The following is a 19446-nucleotide window of genomic DNA, read 5'->3' as shown; positions in this document are numbered from 1 at the left end:
CCTTGCCACATGCCCGGTATCGGGCGCAACGGAGTATGGGATGGCGTCCGCCCGCAACAGCGGGGCTTCTGTGCGGGATTTGTCTGGAAACTGTAAAGCGCCCGCGACATTCCTAGCTGGCCTGACCACTTCAAAGAAAGAGGTGGAATCCCTGTGATCGTTTTCCCTTGAAATGGAAAATTTCCCTTCTTATTCAAGGATGAGATGCCTATATTTGGTGGCCTGACCACTTGGCTCTCCGTTCCCGCCCCTATCGTCGATGAACACCTTCCAAGCTGCCGCCGTCACCCGCCTGTACCGAGTCATCGCCGACCAGATCGCCGGCCGGATCCGGGCCGGGGAATTCCCCCGCGGCGGGCGCCTGCCTTCTGAGCGGGAGCTGGCCGAACAGCTGCAGGTCAGCCGCGCGTCTATCCGCGAGGCACTGATCGCGCTGGAAATAGAAGGCTATGTCGAGGTGCGCGTGGGCACCGGGGTGTTCGTCACTGCCATCCGGGAAGCCGCCGCTCCCGCGTACGCCGCGCCAGGACAGGACGGCATCGGCCCGTTCGACCTGCTGGAAGCGCGCATGCTGATCGAACCCGAGTGCGCGGGCATGGCCGCGCAGCATGGGTCGCCCGCCCAGATTGCCGCCATCCGCGACGCCCACGAGGGCATGTCGCTGGGCAACTCGCCCGGCCGCCACGACCGCGAATTCCACAACGCCATTGCCGCGGCTTGCGGCAACGCCGCGGTAGCGGCCTCGGTGGCCCATCTGTGGGAATTGACGCAGGCCAGCCCCGTGTACAGCCGCATGGAGGATTACTTCGTCGACACCAAGGTCTGGGCCATCGCCCATGCCGAACACCAGCGCATCCTGACGGCCATACAGGCGCGCGATCCGATCCGCGCGCGCCATGCCATGCATGCGCATCTGCTAGGCATCCTGGCCCGCCTGCGGGAAGACTTTGGCGACGAGAACGGCGCTCCGCAATGGTGCGCGGCACGCTGAAGAGCACCTGTACGAAGCATTGTTGTAGCGGCTCCACCCGTAGTACCCCTGAAAACACAGGTGGCATGAGGTTTGCTTGCCAGTGCACGGCATCCGCGACGCGGACACCTGTCAGACCCTTTCCAGCCCGGAGGCTCGCAGTGAAATCGAAGAAATGGTTCTCCCTAAGCATCGGCGCACTGGTCCTCGCGGCCGCGCTGCCCGCCACGCAAGCCCTGGCGCAGACCAAGGGCGGCACGCTGAACATGATCGTCCAGCCCGAACCGCCGGTGATTGTCACCGCCATCAATCAGCAGGGGCCCACGCAGTTCGTCGCCGGCAAGATCTACGAGAGCCTGCTGACCTACTCCACCGATCTGAAGCCCCAGCCCGGCCTGGCCAAGTCGTGGGACGCCTCGCCCGACGGCCTGTCCTACACCTTCCACCTGCAGGACAACGTCAAGTGGCATGACGGCAAGCCCTTCACGTCCGCGGACGTGGTGTTCTCGCTGGCGGACATGCTGCCCAAGACCCATGCGCGCGCCCGCGTGATCCTGAACAAGTTCGTGGAATCGGTGCAGGCGCCGGACGCGAAGACGGTCGTCGTCAAACTGAAGACGCCCTTCCCGGCCTTCATGCTGATGTTCGAACCGGGCTTTGCGCCCATGATGCCCAAGCACATCTATGCCGGCACCGACTACATGACCAATCCCGCCAACCAGAAGCCGGTCGGCACGGGCCCGTTCATGTTCAAGGAATGGAAACGCGGCGAATACATCAAGCTGACCCGCAACCCCGACTACTGGAAGCCCGGCAAGCCCTATCTGGATGAACTGGTGTTCAACGTCATCCCCGACTCGGCCTCGCGCGCGGTGGCTTTCGAGCGCGGCAGCGTGGACGTGCTGCGCGGCGGCGACGTGGACAACGTCGACATCAAGCGCCTGCGCGCCCTGCCCAAGGTCGAATACACCACGGCCGGCTGGGAGATGTTCTCGCCCCAGGCCTACCTGATCTTCAACATGCGCAAGCCGCCCTTCGACAACCTGAAGGTGCGCCAGGCCGTGATGGCGGCCATCAACCGCAACATGGTGGTCAACAACATCTTCTTCGGACTGGGCAAGGTGTCCACCAGCCCCTTCGTCACCACCGAGATGTTCTATGACAAGAACATGCCGCCGCTGGCGTTCGACATGAAGAAGGCGCGCGCGCTGATCAAGGAATCCGGCATCAAGCCCGAGGACTACACGATCCGCCAGCTGAGCTTCCCCTACGGCTCCACCTGGGACCGCCTGGGCGAATACACCAAGCAGGCGCTGGAGCAGCTGGGCTTCAAGGTCAACCTGGAAGCCACCGACGCCGGCGGCTGGGCCAGCCGCACGGGCAACTGGGACTTCGACATGACGACCACCTTCACCTACCAGTACGGCGATCCCGCGCTGGGCGTGCAACGGCTGTATGTCTCGTCGAACATCGTCAAGGGTTCGCCCTTCGCCAACGTGCAGGGCTACAGCAATCCGGAGACCGACAAGCAATGGGAGGCGGCCGCTTCCGAGGTGGATCCCGCCAAGCGCCAGGAGCTCTACACCAAGCTGCAGACCACGCTGGTCAATGAGATCGCCAACGGCTTCCTGGTGGACATGGAGTTTCCGACGCTCTACCGCGGCAACGTCAAGAATCTGGTCAAGACCGCCATCGGCCTGAACGAGAGCTTCGACGACGTGTACATCGAAAAGTAAGCGCCGCAGGACGCCGCCGCGGCAGGCTTGCCGCGGCGGCGGATGCCGGCCGGACAACGGCTGCCCCAGGCAGGCCGCGCCCGACCAGAGAGGACCCCGAGCATGAAATTCCTGTCTTTCCTCGTTTCCCGCATCGGCAAGGCCCTGGTGGTCGTGCTGGGCGTGGTGATCATCAATTTCTTCCTGATCCGCCTGGCCCCCGGCGACCCCGCCGCCGTGCTGGCGGGCCAGGCCGGCGCGGGCGACGCCGCCTACGTCGAACAATTGCGCGTGGCCTTCGGCCTGGACAAGCCCATCCTGACCCAGCTGATGCTGTACCTGAAGGGCGTGGTGCAACTGGACCTGGGTTTCTCGTACCGCAACCATGTGCCGGTGCTGGACCTGATCCTGGAACGCCTGCCCGCCACCTTCCTGCTGATGTCCTGCGCCTTCGTGTTCTCCATCGTGCTGGGCGTCTTCCTGGGCGTGGTGGCGGCCAAGGCCCGCTACCGCAACAAGCGCCGCTGGATCGATAGCTCCGTCATGACGGGCGCGCTGGTGCTGTACGCCACGCCGCTGTTCTGGCTGTCGCTGATGGGCATCCTGCTGTTCTCGGTGGTGCTGGGCTGGCTGCCGGCCTTCGGCATGGAGACCGTGGGCGCCAACCTGAAGGGCTGGGCGCGCGCGGGCGACATCGCCCAGCACCTGATCCTGCCCACCGTGACGCTGGGCTGCTTCTTCATGGCGGTCTACGTGCGGCTGACCCGCGCCTCCATGCTGGAAGTGATAGGCATGGATTTCGTCAAGACGGCGCGCGCCAAGGGCGTAAGCCCCGGCCGCGTGATCCGCGCCCACGTGCTGCGCAATGCGCTGCTGCCGGTCATCACCTTCGCCGGCATCCAGCTGGGACAGATGGCGGGCGGCGCGGTGCTGACCGAAACCGTGTTCGCCTGGCCCGGCATCGGCAGGCTGATGTTCGACGCGCTGCTGCAGCGCGACTACCAGCTGCTGCTGGGCATCTTCCTGGTCACCTCCATCATGGTGGTGGTGTTCAACCTGCTGACCGACGTGCTGTACCGACTCATCGATCCGCGCATCGGCGCGGGCGCGCAGCAAGGAGCCGCCGCATGAAGTCATTTGCCCGGCGCTACATGCGCAACTACGGAGCGGTGGCCGGACTGGCCATCATGCTGGTCGTGATCGTCGTGGCCCTGGCCGCGCCGCTGCTGTATGAAGAATCCCCCTGGATGATGGTGGCGGATCCGCTGATTCCGCCGTTCACCAATGCCGACTACCCCTTCGGCACCGACATGCTGGGCCGCGACATCACGGCCGGGCTGGTCTGGGGCGCCCGGGTCTCGCTGATGGTGGGCCTCTTGTCGACCGCCGTGGCGCTGGTCTTCGGCATCGTGGTCGGCTCGGTGGCGGGTTACTGCGGCGGCCGGGTGGACGACGCGCTGATGCGCTTCACCGAGTTCTTCCAGACCATCCCGCAGCTTGCCATGGCCGTGGTGCTGGTGGCGATCCTGAGTCCATCCGTCTATTCCATCATGGGGGCCATCGCGGTGGTGTCGTGGCCGCCGGCCGCGCGGCTGGTGCGCTCGGAGTTCATGACGCTCAAGCAGCGCGAGTTCGTGCAGGCCGCCATTGTCATCGGGCAGACGCCGGCCCGCATCGTCGGCACGCAGATCCTGCCCAACGCCATGTCGCCCATCATCGTGTCGGCGTCGTTCATGGTCGCCACCGCGATCCTGACGGAATCGTCGCTGTCCTTCCTGGGACTGGGCGACCGCAACCTGATGAGCTGGGGCTTCATGATCGGCGCGGCCCGCACCATGATCCGCGAAGCCTGGTGGATGAGCGTCTGGCCCGGCGTGGCGATCCTGCTGACCGTGCTGGCCATCAACCTGATCGGCGAAGGCCTGAACGATGCCCTCAACCCGCAGCTGCGCAAGCGCGGCGAATAGGAGGACGGCATGAACGCTTCCACTCCTTTGCTATCCATCCAGAACCTGAGCATCGCCCTGCCCAAAGGCGGCGACCGCCCTTATGCCGTGCAGGACGTGTCGTACGACATCCGCGCCGGCGAGATCCTCTGCATCGTCGGCGAATCGGGCTCGGGCAAGTCCATGAGCGCCAACGCCATCATGGGCCTGCTACCCGACTACCTGACGCCGCAGCAGGGCCGCATCCTGTTCCGCGGCCAGGACCTGCTGCGGCAGGACGAAGCCACGCTGCAAGCCATGCGCGGCAAGGACATGGCGATGATCTTCCAGGAGCCCCTGTCGGCGCTCAACCCGCTGATGACGGTAGGCGAGCAGATCAGCGAAGTCATGCGCGTGCATAACGCGTATCCGGGCGCGCAGCGCATGGCCCGCACGCTGGAGCTGCTGGCCTTCGTAGGGCTGCCCGACCCCGCCACGCTTTACCACGTCTACCCATTCCGCCTGTCGGGCGGACAGCGCCAGCGCGTGATGATCGCCATGGCCCTGGCGCTGGAGCCTGCACTCCTGATCGCCGACGAACCGACCACCGCGCTGGACGTCACCACCCAGGCGCAGATCCTGGCGCTGATCGCCCGCATCCAGAAAGAGAAAGGCATGGGCGTGATGTTCGTCACCCATGACTTCGGCGTGGTGGCCGAAATCGCGCACCGGGTCGCCGTGATGGAAAAAGGCGTCCTGGTCGAACAGGGGCCGGCGGACGAAGTGCTGAACCGGCCCCGCCACCCCTACACGCAACGCCTGATCGCGGCCGTGCCGCACCGCCGTGGCGCCGAGCGCGAGTCCGCCCCGCACGACCAGCCCGTGCTGGACGTGCGCGACTTGAAGAAGACCTACGTGGTGGGCCGCGGCTGGCTGGGCGGCAAACGCGAGGTTCACGCGGTCGACGGCGTCAGCTTCAGCGTGCGGCGCGGCGAGACGCTGGGCATCGTGGGCGAATCGGGCTCGGGCAAGTCCACCATCGGCAAATGCCTGCTCAAGCTGGTGGGCATCAACGGCGGGCAGTTGATCTTCAACGGCCAGGACATCGCCGCCATGCCGGAATCGCGCTTCCGGCCGCTGCGCCACGACATCCAGATGATCTTCCAGGATCCGTTCGCCTCGCTCAACCCGCGCCATACCGTAGGCCGCATCATCAGCGACGGCCCCGTCGCCAACGGCGTGCCACGCGCCCAGGCCGAAGCGCGGGTGCGCGAGCTGCTGTCGCTGGTCGGGCTGGACCCGTCGGCCTTCGATCGCTATCCCAACCAGTTTTCGGGCGGACAGCGCCAGCGCATCGGCATCGCGCGCGCGCTGGCGCTGGAGCCCAAGGTGCTGGTGGCCGACGAATCAGTGTCGGCGCTGGACGTCTCGGTTCAGGCGCAAGTACTGCAGCTATTGCACGATTTGCAGCAACGCCTGAAGATCGCACTGGTCTTCATCACCCATGATTTGCGCGTGGCGGCCCAGATCTGCAATTCCGTGCTGGTCATGCATCGCGGCAAGGTGGTCGAGTACGGCTCGCCCGCGCAGATCTTCGACAACCCGCAACACGCCTATACGCAGCAGCTGATCGCCGCGGTCCCCGGCCAGCACTGGGACCCGACCAAGGCGCAAGCGGCCTGAAGCGCACAAGAATATTCATACTTCCAAGGAGAACGCCCCATGCAACGCCCCGCCGCCATACCGACCGTGCAGATCGACAATGACATGGTCACCGTCACCGAATGGCGCTTCCCGCCCGGCGGCGAAACGGGATGGCACCGCCATGGAATGAACTACGTGGTGGTCCCGCAGACCACCGGCCCGCTCTTGCTGGACACGCCCGACGGCGAAATCACCAGCCAGCTCACCACCGGCGTGGCCTACTACCGGCCCGTGGGTGTAGAGCACAACGTGATCAATCCCGGCGACACGGAGTTCGTGTTCGTCGAAATCGAACTCAAGCACGCATAACGCCAGCGAGGGCAGCCATGAAGGCGTTTTTCTCGGAAGAGCAGCTGCTGCATACGCCGCGGCAGTTCATGCGGCTTGGGCGCATCAGCGCGCCCACCGATCTGCCGGCACGGGCGGAAAGCCTGCAAGGCGCGCTGGCCGCGCGCGGCATCCGCGTCCAAGCGCCGGCTGACTACGGCCGCAAGCCGCTGCAGGACATCCACAGCCGGGACTACCTGGACTATCTGGAATCGGCCTATGCGCGCTGGCAGGCCCTGCGCTCGCCTGGCGTGGATCCGGGCCCCGAAGTGCTGCCCAATCTTTCGCCGTACTACAACGGCCGCATCGAGCTGGCTGGCCGCGGCCCCTGCCCGTCGCCCTCCATCGTGGCCCAGACCGGCTACTACCTGAGCGATCTATCGTGTCCCATCGGGCCGCAGACCTGGCGCTCGGCGCTGCGCTCCACGCATAGCGCGGTGGCCGCCGCCGACCACGTCGCCAGCGCCGGGGGCATGGCCTATGCCTTGTGCCGGCCCTCGGGCCACCATGCCCACCGCGACCGCGCGGGCGGCTTCTGTTATCTGAACAGCAGCGCGGCCGCGGCCAGCCGGTTGCTTCAGACCTGGTCCAAGGTGGCGGTGCTGGACGTCGACGCCCACCATGGCGATGGCACGCAGAACATTTTTTATCAGCGCGGCGACGTCATGACGGTATCCCTGCACGCCGACCCCGCCGGCTACTACCCCTTCTATACCGGCTATGCGCATGAGCGCGGCTACGGCGCGGGCGAAGGCTGCAACCTGAACCTGCCGCTGCCGCACGGTTCGGGCAACGACTCCTTCCTGCGGGCGCTGGATACGGCGCTCGCCGCCCTGACCGGCTATGCGCCGCAGGCGGTGGTGCTGGCCCTGGGCTTTGACACCTACAAGGACGATCCCATCAGCGTGCTCAAGCTCGACATCGATGCCTACCGCGACATCGGCGCGCGCGTCGCCAGCCTGGGACTGCCCACCGTGATCGTGCAGGAAGGCGGCTACATGGTCGAGGCCATCGGCCCGGCTCTGGACGCGTTCCTGCAGGGCGCGGGCCAGGCGGCAGCCTGAGTCCTCCCGCCCACATGAGCTCCGTTCCCATCGCGTTACCCTCGCCCGCCGCCGCGCGCCAGACGGGCATCCTGCTGTTCTTCGCAGCGTTGGTGGCCTTTGCCACCTTCGATGCGGGGTCCAAGCACATGCTGGCGCGCTACCCTGCGCCCTTCCTGAACATCATGCGCTATTCGGCGGTGGCCGTGCTGGCGGTGGCGCTGTTGTGGCGGCACCGCGGCGGACTGCGTCTGCGCGATGCGCCCGAAAAGCCGCTGTTGATCCTGCGTGGCCTGCTGCTGGCCACGGTCGGTACCTGCTTCATGACGGCGCTGATCTGGATGCCGCTGTCGGAAGCCACCGCCATCTACTTCACATCGCCTCTGATCATGGTGGCGCTGTCGCCCTGGCTGCTGGGCGAGCGGGTGCGACCCGCCCAGTGGACAGCGGTGGCGGCGGGCTTTGGCGGCATGCTGCTGATCGTGCGGCCGGGCTCCAACCTGCCGTGGCTGGGCACGCTGCTGATGGCGGTGTCCGCGGTCAGTTACGCAGTGTTCCAGGTGCTGACGCGCAGGCTCTCGGGCAAGGTGCCCGGGCCCATCCAGTATGCCTACACGGCCTTCATCTGCCTCGTCGTCACCGGGCTGCCCGCGCCCTTCTTCCTGCCGGATCCGTGCCCGGATCTCGCCGACATGCTTTTCATCGTCGGCTTGGGCGCCTGCAGCGGATTGGCGCAGATCTTTCTGATATCCGCCTTCCAGCGCGTGGCGGCGGCGACCCTGGCGCCCCTGAACTACTTCCAGCTGCTGCTGGCGGTGCTGTTCAGCACCTTCTGGTTCCAGCGCCCGCCCGATGGGCTGGCCCTGGCCGGCATGGGGTTGATCATCGCCTCCGGCGTCTTCCTGGCGCTGCGCCGGGGCTGAGGCTTGGCGTTCAGCTGGTTTCGCGCTGCACCAGCTTGAAGCCCAGGTCCACATGGCGCTCGGCGACGGCCTCGCCGGCCAGATGGCGCATCAGCAGGCCCGCGGCCGATACGCCGATCTGGTAGCGCGGCGTGGCGATGGTCGACAGCGGCGGCGTGGTCCAGGCCGTGCCCGCCACATCGTGGAAGCCGACGATGGCCATGCGTTCCGGCACCGGCACGCCCAGCCTTCCGCACTGGAACACCGCCCCCTGGGCCAGGTCATCGTTGCAAAAGAACAGCGCATCGCAGTCGGGATGACGTTCGCGCAGCGCTTCCAGCAGCGAGGCTCCCAGGCCGATGGATGATTTCTCCGGCGTCATGATTTCCAGCGCCGCGTCATACAGGCCCGCATCCCGCAGCGCCTGGCGGCAGCCTTCGCAGCGGCGCAGCGACCTCGGATCCAGTTGCGCGCCGACGATGCCGATACGGCGGTAGCCCCGCTCCACCAGATGGCGGCCCGCGGCATAGCCGGAATCGAATTGCGAAAAACCCACGCTCATGTGCTCGCCGCCGTCCAGCGTCTCGATCGTGTGCACGGTGGGAATGCGCTGCGTGTCCAGCAGGTCCCATACGCCAGGGTTGTGGTCGATGCCGGTCAGGATCAGGCCGTCGGGCGCGTGCTGCAGGTACTTGCGCAGCAGAGCCTCCTCCTCGTCCAGCGAATAGCCGGTCACGCCGATCAGCATGTGGTAGCCGTGCCGGTCCAGCTCTTCCTTGATCCCCGCGATGATGTCGACGAACACCACGTTGCTCAGCGACGGAATCAGCGCCACGATGGTCTGCGAACGCGCCGACGCCAGCGCGCTGGCCGCATGGTTGGGCACGTAGCCCAGTTCCTGGCACACCCGCGCGATGCGCAGCCGCAGTTCTTCCGCCACCTTGTCCGGCGTGCGCAAGGCGCGCGATACCGTGATCGCGCTCACGCCCACGCGACGCGCGACATCCTGCATGGTGACGCGGCCGGCGCGTGAACTGCGGGGTTTACGGATGGACATCGGTCCTCGGCATGGGTTGGTGAGCGCGTAGTCTGACGCAAAAAACTGGGGCTTGCCAAACGCAAAATGTTAGCGCTAACATTTCGCACAGCATAACCCTAAAAAATTCCGGGAAACGGATAGGAGACAAGCATGCAAGCTTCCCCACCGGGGCGGCCTGGCGGCACGCCGCTGGCCCGCGCCGCCAATTGGTGCTTCGCGCTGCAGACCTGGCTGATGGTGACCTGTCTGGCCGTCATGGTGGTGCTGCTGTTCGGCAACGTCGCGCTGCGCTACCTGTTCAACTCCGGCATCAACGTCTCTGATGAGATCTCGCGGCTGGCCTTCGTCTGGATGATCTTCCTGGGCTCGGTGATAGCGCTGCGCTCGCATCAGCACATCGGCGTCACCATGCTGGTCGAACGCTTCGGCCCCGCTGCCCGTCGCGCCTCGCACGTGTTCTGCCAGTTGCTGACGCTGTGGGTGCTGTGGCTGATGGCCGAGGGCAGCTGGACCCAGACCGTCATCGGCCTGGACACCGTGCTGCCTGTCACCGGCATGTCGCTGGCGGTGTTCAACGCCGCGGCCCTCTATGCGGCCGCCGCCATGGGCATCCTGACCTTGATCGATCTGGTGCGCGTCCTTGCGGGCGGGCCCTTGCCGGCGGAATCCAGCCCCGAAGACCCGCTGGTCTGACGGCTCCGCCTCCAACTCCCCTACCCCGCCCGGACGCCCGCAATGATCCTGACCGTTTTCCTGCTCGTGCTGCTGGGGCTGATCGCCCTGGGCATGCCTATCGCCTTCGCGCTGCTGCTCAGCGCGATCGCCATGATGTTCCAGCTGGACTTTTTCGATACCCAGATCCTGGCGCAGAACATGCTGTCTGGCGCCAACAGCTTCACCCTCATGGCGGTGCCGCTGTTCATGCTGGCCGGCGAACTGATGAACGCCGGCGGCATTTCGCGCCGTATCGTCAATCTGGCCAGCACCTTCGTGGGCCATATCCAGGGCGGCCTGGGCTACGTGGCCATCTTCGCCAGCGTGCTGCTGGCCGCGCTGTCCGGCTCGGCCGTGGCCGACGCCGCGGCGCTGGGCTCGCTGCTCATCCCCATGCTGCGCGAAAGGGGCTACGACGCGGGCCAGGCCTCCGGGCTGATCGCGGCCGGCGGCATCATCGCGCCCATCATTCCGCCCTCGATCTCGTTCATCATCTTTGGCGTCGCCACCAACGTGTCGATCACCAAGCTGTTCTTCGCCGGCATCGCGCCCGGACTGATGATGGGCCTGACCCTGGTCGCCGTATGGACCTGGGTGGCGCGTAAGCATGGCAGCATCAAGCCCTCGCCGCGCGAACCCTGGAGCAAGCGCTGGAAGGCGCTGCGCGAATCGCTATGGGCCCTGATGCTGCCCGTCATCATCATCGGCGGCTTGCGCGGCGGCATCTTCACGCCGACCGAGGCGGCCGTCGTCGCCGCGGTCTACGCGCTGCTGGTCAGCCTGTTCGTCTACCGCGAAATCGGCGTGCGCGACCTGGCGCCGCTCTTCATCAACGCCGCCAGCACCACCGCCATCGTCATGTTCCTGGTGGCCGCCGCCATGGTCTCGTCCTACATGATCACTCTGGCCGACATGCCGCAGGACCTGATCGCGCTGCTGGAACCCGTGCTGGACCAACCCAAGCTGCTGATGTTCGCCCTGCTGGTGCTGCTGACGCTGGTGGGCACGGTGATGGACCTGACGCCCACCATCCTGATCCTGGCGCCGGTGCTGATGCCGGTGGTCACCAAGGCCGGGATCGACCCCGTCTACTTCGGCGTGATGTTCGTCATGGTGGGTTGCGTGGGCCTGCTGACGCCGCCGGTGGGCACCGTGCTCAACGTGGTTTGCGGCGTCGCCCGCATCAATATGGAAACCATCTGCAGGGGCGTGTGGCGCTATGTCGTCGCCTACACGCTGCTGCTGATCCTGCTGGTGATCTTCCCCGAGCTGATCACCGTCCCCGCACGCTGGATGCATTAGAAAAACCCCAAGGAGGAGCACCATGATCACCCGTTTCAAGACCCGCATTCTTGTCCTGGCGACGGCGCTGTCCTGCGCCGTCGCCGGCGTCGCGTCCGCCGCCGACGTCAAACCTCGCCTGATCCGTTTCGGCTATGGCCTGAACGAGGAAAGCGTCCAGGGGCGCGCCGCGCGCCACCTGGCGCAGGAGCTGGAAAAAATCAGCGGCGGCAAGCTCAAGATGAAGACCTTCGGCTCGGCCAACCTGGGCTCGGACGAGCAGATGCAAAGCGCGCTGGTGGGCGGCGTGCAGGAAATGATGGTGGGGTCCACCGCGCCCCTGGCCGGCATGGTCAAGGAGTTCGGCGTGTTCGACCTGCCCTTCCTCTTCAACAGCGAAAAGGAAGCGGACGCCGTGCTGGACGGGCCTCTGGGCCAGGACATGCTGAAAAAGCTGGAAGCCAAGGGCATCATCGGCCTGGTCTATTGGGAAAACGGCTTTCGCAACATGACCAACTCCAAGCGCCCCATCGCGCGCGCGGAAGACCTGCAAGGCATCAAGCTGCGCGTGATGCAGAACCAGATCGCATTGGGCGTCTTCAATACGCTGGGCGCCAACGCCGTGCCCATGCCGTTCTCCGAGCTGTTCACCGCGCTGGAAACCCGCACCGTGGACGGCCAGGAAAACCCCATCACCACCATCCAGAGCAGCAAGTTCTACGAGGTTCAGCCCTATCTGACCATCACCCGCCACGTCTACACGCCCTGGGTGGTGCTGGCGTCCAAGAAATGGTGGGACACCCTGTCGCCGGAAGAACAGAAGCTGATCCGCCAGGCGGCCGCATCCTCGCGCGACTTTGAGCGCCAGGACAGCCGTGCGGACTCCCAAAAGGCCATGACCACGCTGGAAAAGGCCGGCATGAAGATCAACACGGTCTCGCCCGAAGAGATCGCGCGCATGCGCCAGAAGGTGCAGCCGGTGGTCGACAAGTACACGCAGGACCTCGGCCCAGAGCTGGTCAAGCAGCTCAACGACGAGATCCAGAAGGCGCGCAACTAAGCCTTTGCGGCCCGCACGCGCGCCGGGCCGCCACGCAACCGCTGTAAACGAGAATCCCATGTCCCAGACTCCCCGCAAGCTGCGCAGCCAGAAGTGGTTCGACGATCCGGCCCACGCCGACATGACGGCCATCTATGTCGAGCGCTACCTCAACTACGGCCTGACGCGCCAGGAACTGCAATCTGGGCGGCCGATCATCGGCATCGCTCAGACCGGCAGCGACCTGGCGCCCTGCAACCGGCATCACCTGGCGCTGGCCGAGCGCATCAAGGCCGGCATCCGCGACGCGGGCGGCATCCCCATGGAGTTTCCCGTGCACCCGCTGGCCGAACAGGGCCGGCGCCCCACCGCCGCGCTGGACCGGAACCTGGCCTATCTGGGCCTGGTAGAGATCCTGCACGGCTATCCGCTGGACGGCGTGGTCCTGACCACCGGCTGCGACAAGACCACGCCCGCCTGCCTCATGGCCGCGGCCACCGTGGATATTCCCGCCATCGTGCTGTCCGGCGGGCCGATGCTGGACGGCTGGCACGACGGCCAGCGCGTCGGCTCCGGCACGGTCATCTGGCATGCGCGCAATCTGATGGCCGCGGGCAAGCTGGACTACGAAGGCTTCATGACGCTGGCCACGGCGTCGTCGCCGTCCGTCGGCCACTGCAACACCATGGGCACGGCGCTGTCGATGAACTCGCTGGCCGAAGCGCTGGGCATGTCGCTGCCCACCTGCGCCAGCATTCCCGCGCCGTACCGCGAGCGCGGCCAGATGGCCTACGCCACCGGGCTGCGTATCTGCGACATGGTGCGCGAGGACTTGCGCCCGTCCCACATCCTGACGCGGCAGGCTTTCGAGAACGCCATCGTCGTGGCCTCGGCGCTGGGCGCCTCCAGCAACTGCCCGCCGCACCTCATCGCCATGGCCCGCCACGCCGGCATCGACCTGAGCCTGGACGACTGGCAGCGCTTGGGCGAAGACGTGCCGCTGCTGGTCAACTGTGTACCTGCGGGTGAGCATCTGGGCGAAGGCTTTCACCGCGCGGGCGGCGTCCCGGCGGTGTTGCACGAACTGGCGGCAGCAGGCCGCCTGCATACCGATTGCGGCACCGTGTCCGGCAAGACCATCGGCGAGATCGCGGCTACGGCCAAGACCAACAATGCGGACGTCATCCGCAGCTGCGACGCGCCGCTCAGGCATCGCGCGGGATTCATCGTCCTCTCGGGCAACTTCTTCGACAGCGCCATCATCAAGATGTCGGTCGTCGGCGAAGCCTTCCGCCACGCCTATCTGTCGGAGCCCGGTTCAGAGAACGCCTTCGAGGCGCGCGCCATCGTCTTCGAAGGCCCCGAGGACTACCACGCGCGCATCGAAGACCCCGCCCTGAACATCGACGAGCACTGCATCCTGGTGATCCGCGGCGCCGGCACCGTCGGCTACCCCGGCAGCGCGGAAGTGGTCAACATGGCGCCGCCCTCGCATCTGCTCAAGCGCGGCATAGACTCCCTGCCCTGCCTGGGCGACGGCCGCCAGAGCGGCACCTCGGCCAGCCCTTCGATCCTGAACATGTCGCCGGAAGCCGCGGTGGGCGGTGGCCTCGCGCTGTTGCGCACGGGCGACCGCATCCGCGTCGACCTGAACCAGCGCACGGTCACCGCCCTGGTGGATGAAACAGAAATGGAACGCCGCAAGCTGGAGCCGCCCTACCAGGCGCCGGAATCTCAGACGCCGTGGCAAGAGCTATACCGGCAACTGGTCGGCCAGCTTTCAACCGGCGGCTGCCTGGAGCCCGCCACCTTGTATCTGAAGGTCGTGGAAACACGGGGCGATCCCCGGCATTCGCATTGACGCCGGCGGCTACCGCGCTTGTCCGCTGCCGGCCTGCGGCGTCGGCCGCGTGACGACGTAGGCCGCGCTAGCCAGGAAGAACACGGCCACACCGGCGGCCAGCATCCAAGACGGATGCGCGCCCCACCAGAACAGCATATAGCCCAGCGCCATGCCCAGGCAGGCGTAGGTCTTGCCCTTGCGCGATACGGCGCCCTGATCCCGCCAGGCGCGCAGGGCGGGACCGTAGGTCGGGCTATCCAGCAGCCATTTCTCGAGACGCGGCGAAGAGCGCGAAAAGCAGGCCACCGCCAGGATCAGGAAAATGGTCGTAGGCATGACGGGCAGAAACGCGCCGATCACACCCAATGCCAGCATCAGGCAACCCAGGCAGAGCCACAGTACTCTCATCATGATGGGCAGCAGGATATCCCAGGTTTTCCGCTCGCTTCAAACGCGCCGCGCAAAGCGCCGGTTTTCCGGCCGCCGGTATGGGGCGGATCACTTGGCCGCGTCGCGGCAACAGTAGAGAATAATTTGGAATATATATTCACAAATTGGAATTATTGAATAAAAATCGAACGTGCGCGGGTCCCCGCGCTTCCCGTAGCAAGGAACTGCCATGCGCAACGCAAGCGATTTGCTGGAAGACTCTTACCGCCGCACCGACCGGGCGATGCTGCCTCTGCTCTGGCTGCTGTTTGCCGTCGGACTGTGCTTGGCCCCTCAATACGGACGCTGGGGCGCCGCCATCGGCGTCGGCTTGGCCGCCGCAGGCATACCGTCGCTGTTGATACTCTGGCGGCCCGGCCGCTTGAGTACCCGCCTGGTCGTGGCCTGTAGCCTGATGGTGCTGGCCGCGCTCCATATCCATCTGATGTCCGGCATGGCCGAGATCCATTTCGGCATCTTCGTGCTGCTCTCGCTGCTGCTGGCCTATCGCGACTGGCGCACCATCCTGTGCGCGGCCGTCGTCATCGCGCTTCATCACTTGTCCTTCAACTTCCTGCAGCAATGGGGCTACGGAACAATTTGCTTCACCGAGCCGAGCCTGCCCATGGTGCTGTTGCACGCAGCCTATGTGGTGGTGCAGGCTGCCGCGCTAGGCTGGCTGGCCTGGAAAATGGAACGGGCCGCGGTGGCGGCCGAGGAACTGGCCCGACTCAGTGCGCATATCGGCCGTGAGGCTGGCGTGTTCGACCTGCGCTTTGGCGGCATGAGCATGGACAGCAGCCTGGGCCGCAGCTTCAAGGCCACGATGGACGCCGTGCACCGGACCCTGAGCGGCGTAAGGAACACCGCCACCGCCCTTTCCGCCGCCTCGCGCGACATCATGCAGGACAACCAGCAGCTCGAAGAACGCACCCGGACCCAGGCCGACTCCCTGGAGCGGACCGTTGCATCGATGCGCGACCTGGCCGCCAACGTCCATGACAACGCCGGCAACGCCTTGCAGGCCCGGCAGCTGAGCGACGAAGCGCGGCGCATCGCGGACACGGGCAGCGCCGCGGTAGCGGGCGTGGCGACGGTGATGGGAGAAATCCAGCAGGAAGCCAACAAGATCTCCGAAATCACCGGCTTGATCGACAGCATCGCATTCCAGACCAACATCCTCGCCTTGAACGCGGCGGTGGAAGCAGCCCGCGCCGGTGAAAGCGGGCGAGGCTTCGCGGTCGTCGCCACCGAGGTCCGCGCGCTGGCCCAACGCAGCGCCAGCGCCGCGCGCGAGATCCGCACCCTGATCGACGGCTCGCTGGAGAAGACCAGCAGCGGTTTCCGCCAGGCCGACCATGCCGCCGGCGTGATCCGCGAAGTCGTGGCCAGCATCGAGCGCGTGGCCACCATCGTCGGTCAGATCGGCGACGCGGGCCGGGCCCAGAGTACGGACATCGACGAAGTCAACCAGGCCGTGACGCAAATGGACGAACTGACCCGGCAGAACGCGGCCCGGGTAGCCCAGGCCGCCGACGCCTCGGCGGCCCTGCAATCGCAGGCGACCGAGCTGCTGCAAGCCGTGGGCGTATTCCGCCTGCAGGATGAACGGCAGCCGCAAGCGCAGTCCGCCCCGAGGGCGGCCGCTCCAGCGCGCACCGCGCCGCTGGCGCTGGCGAGCGGCTGAGACCCGGATTTGCGCGAAACGCCTGCCGCCAGCAGGCGCTTCACCGTCCTTTGCAGGGCCGGACTTTCATGGAAGAATCATTGTCTCCCATGGCTCCAGCCCCCAACGACCATGACTCCCTTTGCTTCCATACTCGCTATCCTCGGTGCGCTGTGGCTCGGAGCCATGCTGCCGGGACCAAGCTTCATCATCGTCGCGCGCAAGGCCATCGGCCAGTCCCGCTGGGACGGCCTGGCCTCGGCCTTCGGCATGGGCGCAGGCGGCATGCTGTTCGCCGGCCTGGCGCTGGCGGGGCTGTATTCCCTGTTGCAAAGCGTGGAATGGCTGTACGTCGCGCTGAAAATCGCGGGCGGCGCCTATCTGCTTTACGTGGCTGCCGGCATCTGGCGCAACGCCAGGCAGCCTTTTGCCATGCCCGGCAGCAGCGCGCCAGCATCACGCAATGGAGGTCGTTCCTTCTGGATCGGTCTCACGACCCAGTTGAGCAACCCCAAGACGGCCATCTGGTATGGCAGCATCTTCGCCGCGCTGCTGCCTCAGCATCCGCCGGCATGGACCTATTTCGCGCTGCCGCCCCTGGTGTTCCTGGTCGAATTCGGCTGGTATGCGATCGTGGCGCTCTGTTTTTCGACCAAGGGCCCGCGCGAGGTTTATCTACGGGCGAAGCAATGGATAGACCGGGCAGCGGCGGGCGTTATTGCCGCGCTGGGCTTGCGGCTGATTCTTAATGCGCCCAAAAACGGAATCTAGGAAAAGTCGGGTTTCCGATGCGCAACACGAGCAGCCGCAGCAGATAGAAGCCACGCCGCGGGTGGCGCTTCCCTGCAGACAGGCAAGAACTTACCGCAGCTTTTGCTGATAGAGCTCTTGCGCGCCTTCCAATGAGGCGCGCATTCCGTAAATCGTGCCTCCGCCGCCGCGGCTGAACCATAGTTCGTACTGCCACATCCCGTCCACGAAGACCCGGGAGATCGTCCAGCCCGCTGGCCCTTGCCAGTAATAGTCGTCCCGCTGCGTCCATTCCTCATCGATCATGCTTCGTCCCCTCTCGGCCGAAACCGGGCCGAATTGCGCTGCTGCCGACCTCAAATATACTGTATTTTTATACAGCATATTGAGCCGCAGCATGACGGCCTAGGGGGTATCGAGAAGGCTGACGGATGCAGGTATTCCCGGGCTCAGCCCGGCAGGCGGTTACGCAATCTGCATCTCACGCCGCGCCTGCTTGTCTGCATACATCAATTGATCTGCTTCCCTGAGGACGGCCTGCAGCGCGCTGGCCGATGGGTCGGCATTCACAATGCCAAAGCTCGCGCCGGCGTAGTGAAAACTGCAGTCGTCCAGGGTGTAGATGCCGCTGAGCAACGGGGCCAGGCGCGTGCGCATTGTTTCAACCACAGCATCAGCCGTCGGCCCTGACCTTGCGCCCAAGCCAACGACGACGAATTCGTCGCCCCCCCATCGACCCAGCACCTCTCCAGAACGCAGGCCTGCCGACAGACGTCGGCCAACCTCGATCAAGAATTTGTCGCCGATGTCGTGGCCGTAGGTATCGTTAATCGTCTTGAACCCATCCAGATCTATAAACGCGACTTGAACAGACCGCTGCGTCCGATTCGCCTCCGAGAAATACCGCTCCAACTCCGCCATGATCGCTCGCCGATTCGGCAAGCCGGTAAGCGCATCATGGTTGGCGGCATGCCGTTCATCCTGGCGGCGTCTCACCATTTGCGCGACCACATGGCTGGAGAGAAGGATCAGGACCAGACCGACCATCGCCACCAATCCCGTCGCCCAGATATGCCGCTTGCGCATGGGCGCCAAAGATTCCAGCGAGGCCAGCGTGATCAAGTGATATTGCCCATTAGCCAGCGCCTGCCGCCTCGCCAGATAGGGCCTGCCATCGATGAGCCAACGGCCGGATTGGATGGAGCCGGGTATGGCGCGAATATCCAGGGGTTCGCCGAGGTCTTCATCGCCATCGGAAGGCAGTACCGAATCGGCAGGTAAAAGGGCTGCGACATTACGCAGCATGAACGGCTCGGACGAAGCCGTGGTTACCCTTCCCTGGCGATTCACAACCAACGCGATATGTCGCCCGGCCAGGTAAAGCGCCACATCCGGCGCATCGAACTTTACCGTCACCGAGCCCTGCGGCATGTCATTCGAGTCTTCGATGCGGCTGGCGACGAAATACGATGGACTCTTGTTCAACCGGGCAATGCCGAAGTAACTGCCATAGCCATCACGCAATGCGTCTTCGAGATAAGCCCGACCCGAATAGATCATGCCGACGATGCTGTCGGGTTCCGCCCAGTTACTGGCCGTCACCGTATCGTCCGACATATTGTTCATATAAATGCGGGCGTATCGCAGATCGCTGGCCAGCTCATTCATGAAGTCGCCTACCCTGCGCACCAATGGATCCCGCGTGAACAGGGCCGCTCGCTGCTCTCGAGACAAGTCGGCTGCGCCGGGTGGATCCGTACGGTAACGGACGGCAAGCTGGATCACTTGGCCCTGGCGGGCCACCATGTTCGCTACGCTCACCATCTCGGTGAATAACCGATCCATGACGCGCGCAGTAATTCTTGCCTCGTATTCAGCGCTGGCGGCTAGGCTGTCCAGCCGCGATGCCTCCATTCCCTGCGACATCCAGCGTGCAATAGCTATCACCAACGCAAACCATGCCAGGGCCAGACCGAGCGTCACGCGACGCACGAGGGAATGGCCCTGCCGTTCACGTCTACCTTGTCGCGACAATTCTGCGCTCACAGGGTCCCCTGATTCAAACCAACGGCCTCAGGCAATCATCGGCCAATCCGCCA

Annotated in this window: 18 protein-coding genes; 14 read left to right on the top strand and 4 right to left on the bottom strand. The window is 65.4% G+C overall.

What is annotated here, in order from left to right:
• The first annotated feature begins 259 nt into the window (after positions 1–259).
• The 8 genes from IB258_RS21770 to IB258_RS21735 all read left to right on the top strand — a co-directional run bounded on the left by IB258_RS21770 (position 260) and on the right by IB258_RS21735 (position 8607).
• On the top strand, positions 260–991 hold the full coding sequence (locus IB258_RS21770; RefSeq protein ID WP_054458261.1) for a FadR/GntR family transcriptional regulator: 732 nt from the start codon (positions 260–262) through the stop codon (positions 989–991).
• Positions 992–1131: 140 nt separating this feature from the next.
• Positions 1132–2706, top strand: a complete 1575-nt coding sequence (locus IB258_RS21765) for an ABC transporter substrate-binding protein (protein WP_192353194.1) — start codon at positions 1132–1134, stop codon at positions 2704–2706.
• Between the two features lie 102 nt (positions 2707–2808).
• Complete coding sequence (locus tag IB258_RS21760; protein ID WP_054458263.1) at positions 2809–3816, top strand: ABC transporter permease; 1008 nt, start codon at positions 2809–2811, stop codon at positions 3814–3816.
• Positions 3813–4652 carry an ABC transporter permease gene (locus IB258_RS21755; RefSeq protein WP_059380519.1) on the top strand — a complete coding sequence of 280 codons (840 nt, stop codon included), beginning with the start codon at positions 3813–3815 and terminating at the stop codon, positions 4650–4652. Before IB258_RS21760 ends, IB258_RS21755 begins: the two co-directional genes overlap by 4 nt.
• A gap of 9 nt (positions 4653–4661) precedes the next feature.
• Positions 4662–6293, top strand: a complete 1632-nt coding sequence (locus IB258_RS21750; RefSeq protein WP_192353193.1) for an ABC transporter ATP-binding protein — start codon at positions 4662–4664, stop codon at positions 6291–6293.
• 39 nt (positions 6294–6332) lie between these two features.
• On the top strand, positions 6333–6623 hold the full coding sequence (locus IB258_RS21745) for a cupin domain-containing protein (protein WP_054458265.1): 291 nt from the start codon (positions 6333–6335) through the stop codon (positions 6621–6623).
• Positions 6624–6640: 17 nt separating this feature from the next.
• Positions 6641–7705 carry a histone deacetylase family protein gene (locus IB258_RS21740; protein ID WP_192353192.1) on the top strand — a complete coding sequence of 355 codons (1065 nt, stop codon included), beginning with the start codon at positions 6641–6643 and terminating at the stop codon, positions 7703–7705.
• Between the two features lie 14 nt (positions 7706–7719).
• Positions 7720–8607 (top strand): DMT family transporter, encoded by an 888-nt coding sequence (locus IB258_RS21735; RefSeq protein WP_192353191.1) that lies wholly within the window; start codon positions 7720–7722, stop codon positions 8605–8607.
• A 10-nt stretch (positions 8608–8617) separates the two neighbouring features.
• On the opposite strand, the gene IB258_RS21730 is transcribed toward IB258_RS21735, so the two are convergent.
• Entirely contained in the window at positions 8618–9643 is a 1026-nt protein-coding gene (locus IB258_RS21730; protein ID WP_125471405.1) for a LacI family DNA-binding transcriptional regulator, read from the bottom strand.
• Between the two features lie 132 nt (positions 9644–9775).
• Here IB258_RS21730 and IB258_RS21725 point away from each other — a divergent pair, with 132 nt between their 5' ends.
• From IB258_RS21725 to IB258_RS21710, 4 genes are read left to right on the top strand one after another with little or no spacing between them, the layout of a single operon-like run.
• On the top strand, positions 9776–10318 hold the full coding sequence (locus tag IB258_RS21725; RefSeq protein ID WP_054458269.1) for a TRAP transporter small permease: 543 nt from the start codon (positions 9776–9778) through the stop codon (positions 10316–10318).
• A 42-nt stretch (positions 10319–10360) separates the two neighbouring features.
• Positions 10361–11641: a TRAP transporter large permease gene (locus tag IB258_RS21720; RefSeq protein WP_054458270.1), complete on the top strand. Its 1281-nt coding sequence runs from the start codon at positions 10361–10363 to the stop codon at positions 11639–11641.
• A gap of 22 nt (positions 11642–11663) precedes the next feature.
• Complete coding sequence (locus IB258_RS21715; RefSeq protein ID WP_054458271.1) at positions 11664–12680, top strand: TRAP transporter substrate-binding protein; 1017 nt, start codon at positions 11664–11666, stop codon at positions 12678–12680.
• Positions 12681–12738: 58 nt separating this feature from the next.
• Positions 12739–14520: an IlvD/Edd family dehydratase gene (locus IB258_RS21710; protein ID WP_192353190.1), complete on the top strand. Its 1782-nt coding sequence runs from the start codon at positions 12739–12741 to the stop codon at positions 14518–14520.
• Positions 14521–14529: 9 nt separating this feature from the next.
• Here the strand turns inward: IB258_RS21710 and IB258_RS21705 are convergent, their stop codons facing one another.
• Entirely contained in the window at positions 14530–14913 is a 384-nt protein-coding gene (locus tag IB258_RS21705; protein WP_082401328.1) for a YbaN family protein, read from the bottom strand.
• 208 nt (positions 14914–15121) lie between these two features.
• On the opposite strand from IB258_RS21705, the gene IB258_RS21700 reads away from it, so the two are divergent.
• Entirely contained in the window at positions 15122–16618 is a 1497-nt protein-coding gene (locus tag IB258_RS21700) for a methyl-accepting chemotaxis protein (protein ID WP_119451613.1), read from the top strand.
• A gap of 111 nt (positions 16619–16729) precedes the next feature.
• Complete coding sequence (locus IB258_RS21695) at positions 16730–17368, top strand: LysE family translocator (protein WP_119451612.1); 639 nt, start codon at positions 16730–16732, stop codon at positions 17366–17368.
• Between the two features lie 90 nt (positions 17369–17458).
• Here the strand turns inward: IB258_RS21695 and IB258_RS21690 are convergent, their stop codons facing one another.
• Together IB258_RS21690 and IB258_RS21685 are read right to left on the bottom strand one after the other, a co-directional pair.
• A complete protein-coding gene (locus IB258_RS21690; protein WP_054458275.1) occupies positions 17459–17653 on the bottom strand; it encodes a hypothetical protein in 195 nt (64 codons plus the stop codon).
• A gap of 159 nt (positions 17654–17812) precedes the next feature.
• Entirely contained in the window at positions 17813–19393 is a 1581-nt protein-coding gene (locus IB258_RS21685; protein WP_192353189.1) for a sensor domain-containing diguanylate cyclase, read from the bottom strand.
• Positions 19394–19446: the final 53 nt, after the last annotated feature.

It is taken from the genome of Achromobacter sp. ACM02 (assembly GCF_014851605.1).
In the GTDB taxonomy this organism is placed as follows: domain Bacteria; phylum Pseudomonadota; class Gammaproteobacteria; order Burkholderiales; family Burkholderiaceae_B; genus Achromobacter; species Achromobacter aegrifaciens.
The sequence above is the reverse complement of the archived record's forward strand: the minus strand, read 5'-3'. Positions and strand labels throughout refer to the sequence as shown.

What these genes read in the sequence shown, in the direction of transcription:
- IB258_RS21770 (WP_054458261.1), top strand. Translation starts at nt 260, where the DNA reads ATGAACACCTTCCAAGCTGCCGCCGTCACCCGCCTGTACCGAGTCATC.
- IB258_RS21760 (WP_054458263.1), top strand. Translation starts at nt 2,809, where the DNA reads ATGAAATTCCTGTCTTTCCTCGTTTCCCGCATCGGCAAGGCCCTGGTG.
- IB258_RS21755 (WP_059380519.1), top strand. Translation starts at nt 3,813, where the DNA reads ATGAAGTCATTTGCCCGGCGCTACATGCGCAACTACGGAGCGGTGGCC.
- IB258_RS21750 (WP_192353193.1), top strand. Translation starts at nt 4,662, where the DNA reads ATGAACGCTTCCACTCCTTTGCTATCCATCCAGAACCTGAGCATCGCC.
- IB258_RS21745 (WP_054458265.1), top strand. Translation starts at nt 6,333, where the DNA reads ATGCAACGCCCCGCCGCCATACCGACCGTGCAGATCGACAATGACATG.
- IB258_RS21740 (WP_192353192.1), top strand. Translation starts at nt 6,641, where the DNA reads ATGAAGGCGTTTTTCTCGGAAGAGCAGCTGCTGCATACGCCGCGGCAG.
- IB258_RS21735 (WP_192353191.1), top strand. Translation starts at nt 7,720, where the DNA reads ATGAGCTCCGTTCCCATCGCGTTACCCTCGCCCGCCGCCGCGCGCCAG.
- IB258_RS21730 (WP_125471405.1), bottom strand. Translation starts at nt 9,643, where the DNA reads ATGTCCATCCGTAAACCCCGCAGTTCACGCGCCGGCCGCGTCACCATG.
- IB258_RS21725 (WP_054458269.1), top strand. Translation starts at nt 9,776, where the DNA reads ATGCAAGCTTCCCCACCGGGGCGGCCTGGCGGCACGCCGCTGGCCCGC.
- IB258_RS21720 (WP_054458270.1), top strand. Translation starts at nt 10,361, where the DNA reads ATGATCCTGACCGTTTTCCTGCTCGTGCTGCTGGGGCTGATCGCCCTG.
- IB258_RS21715 (WP_054458271.1), top strand. Translation starts at nt 11,664, where the DNA reads ATGATCACCCGTTTCAAGACCCGCATTCTTGTCCTGGCGACGGCGCTG.
- IB258_RS21710 (WP_192353190.1), top strand. Translation starts at nt 12,739, where the DNA reads ATGTCCCAGACTCCCCGCAAGCTGCGCAGCCAGAAGTGGTTCGACGAT.
- IB258_RS21705 (WP_082401328.1), bottom strand. Translation starts at nt 14,913, where the DNA reads ATGATGAGAGTACTGTGGCTCTGCCTGGGTTGCCTGATGCTGGCATTG.
- IB258_RS21700 (WP_119451613.1), top strand. Translation starts at nt 15,122, where the DNA reads ATGCGCAACGCAAGCGATTTGCTGGAAGACTCTTACCGCCGCACCGAC.
- IB258_RS21695 (WP_119451612.1), top strand. Translation starts at nt 16,730, where the DNA reads ATGACTCCCTTTGCTTCCATACTCGCTATCCTCGGTGCGCTGTGGCTC.
- IB258_RS21690 (WP_054458275.1), bottom strand. Translation starts at nt 17,653, where the DNA reads ATGATCGATGAGGAATGGACGCAGCGGGACGACTATTACTGGCAAGGG.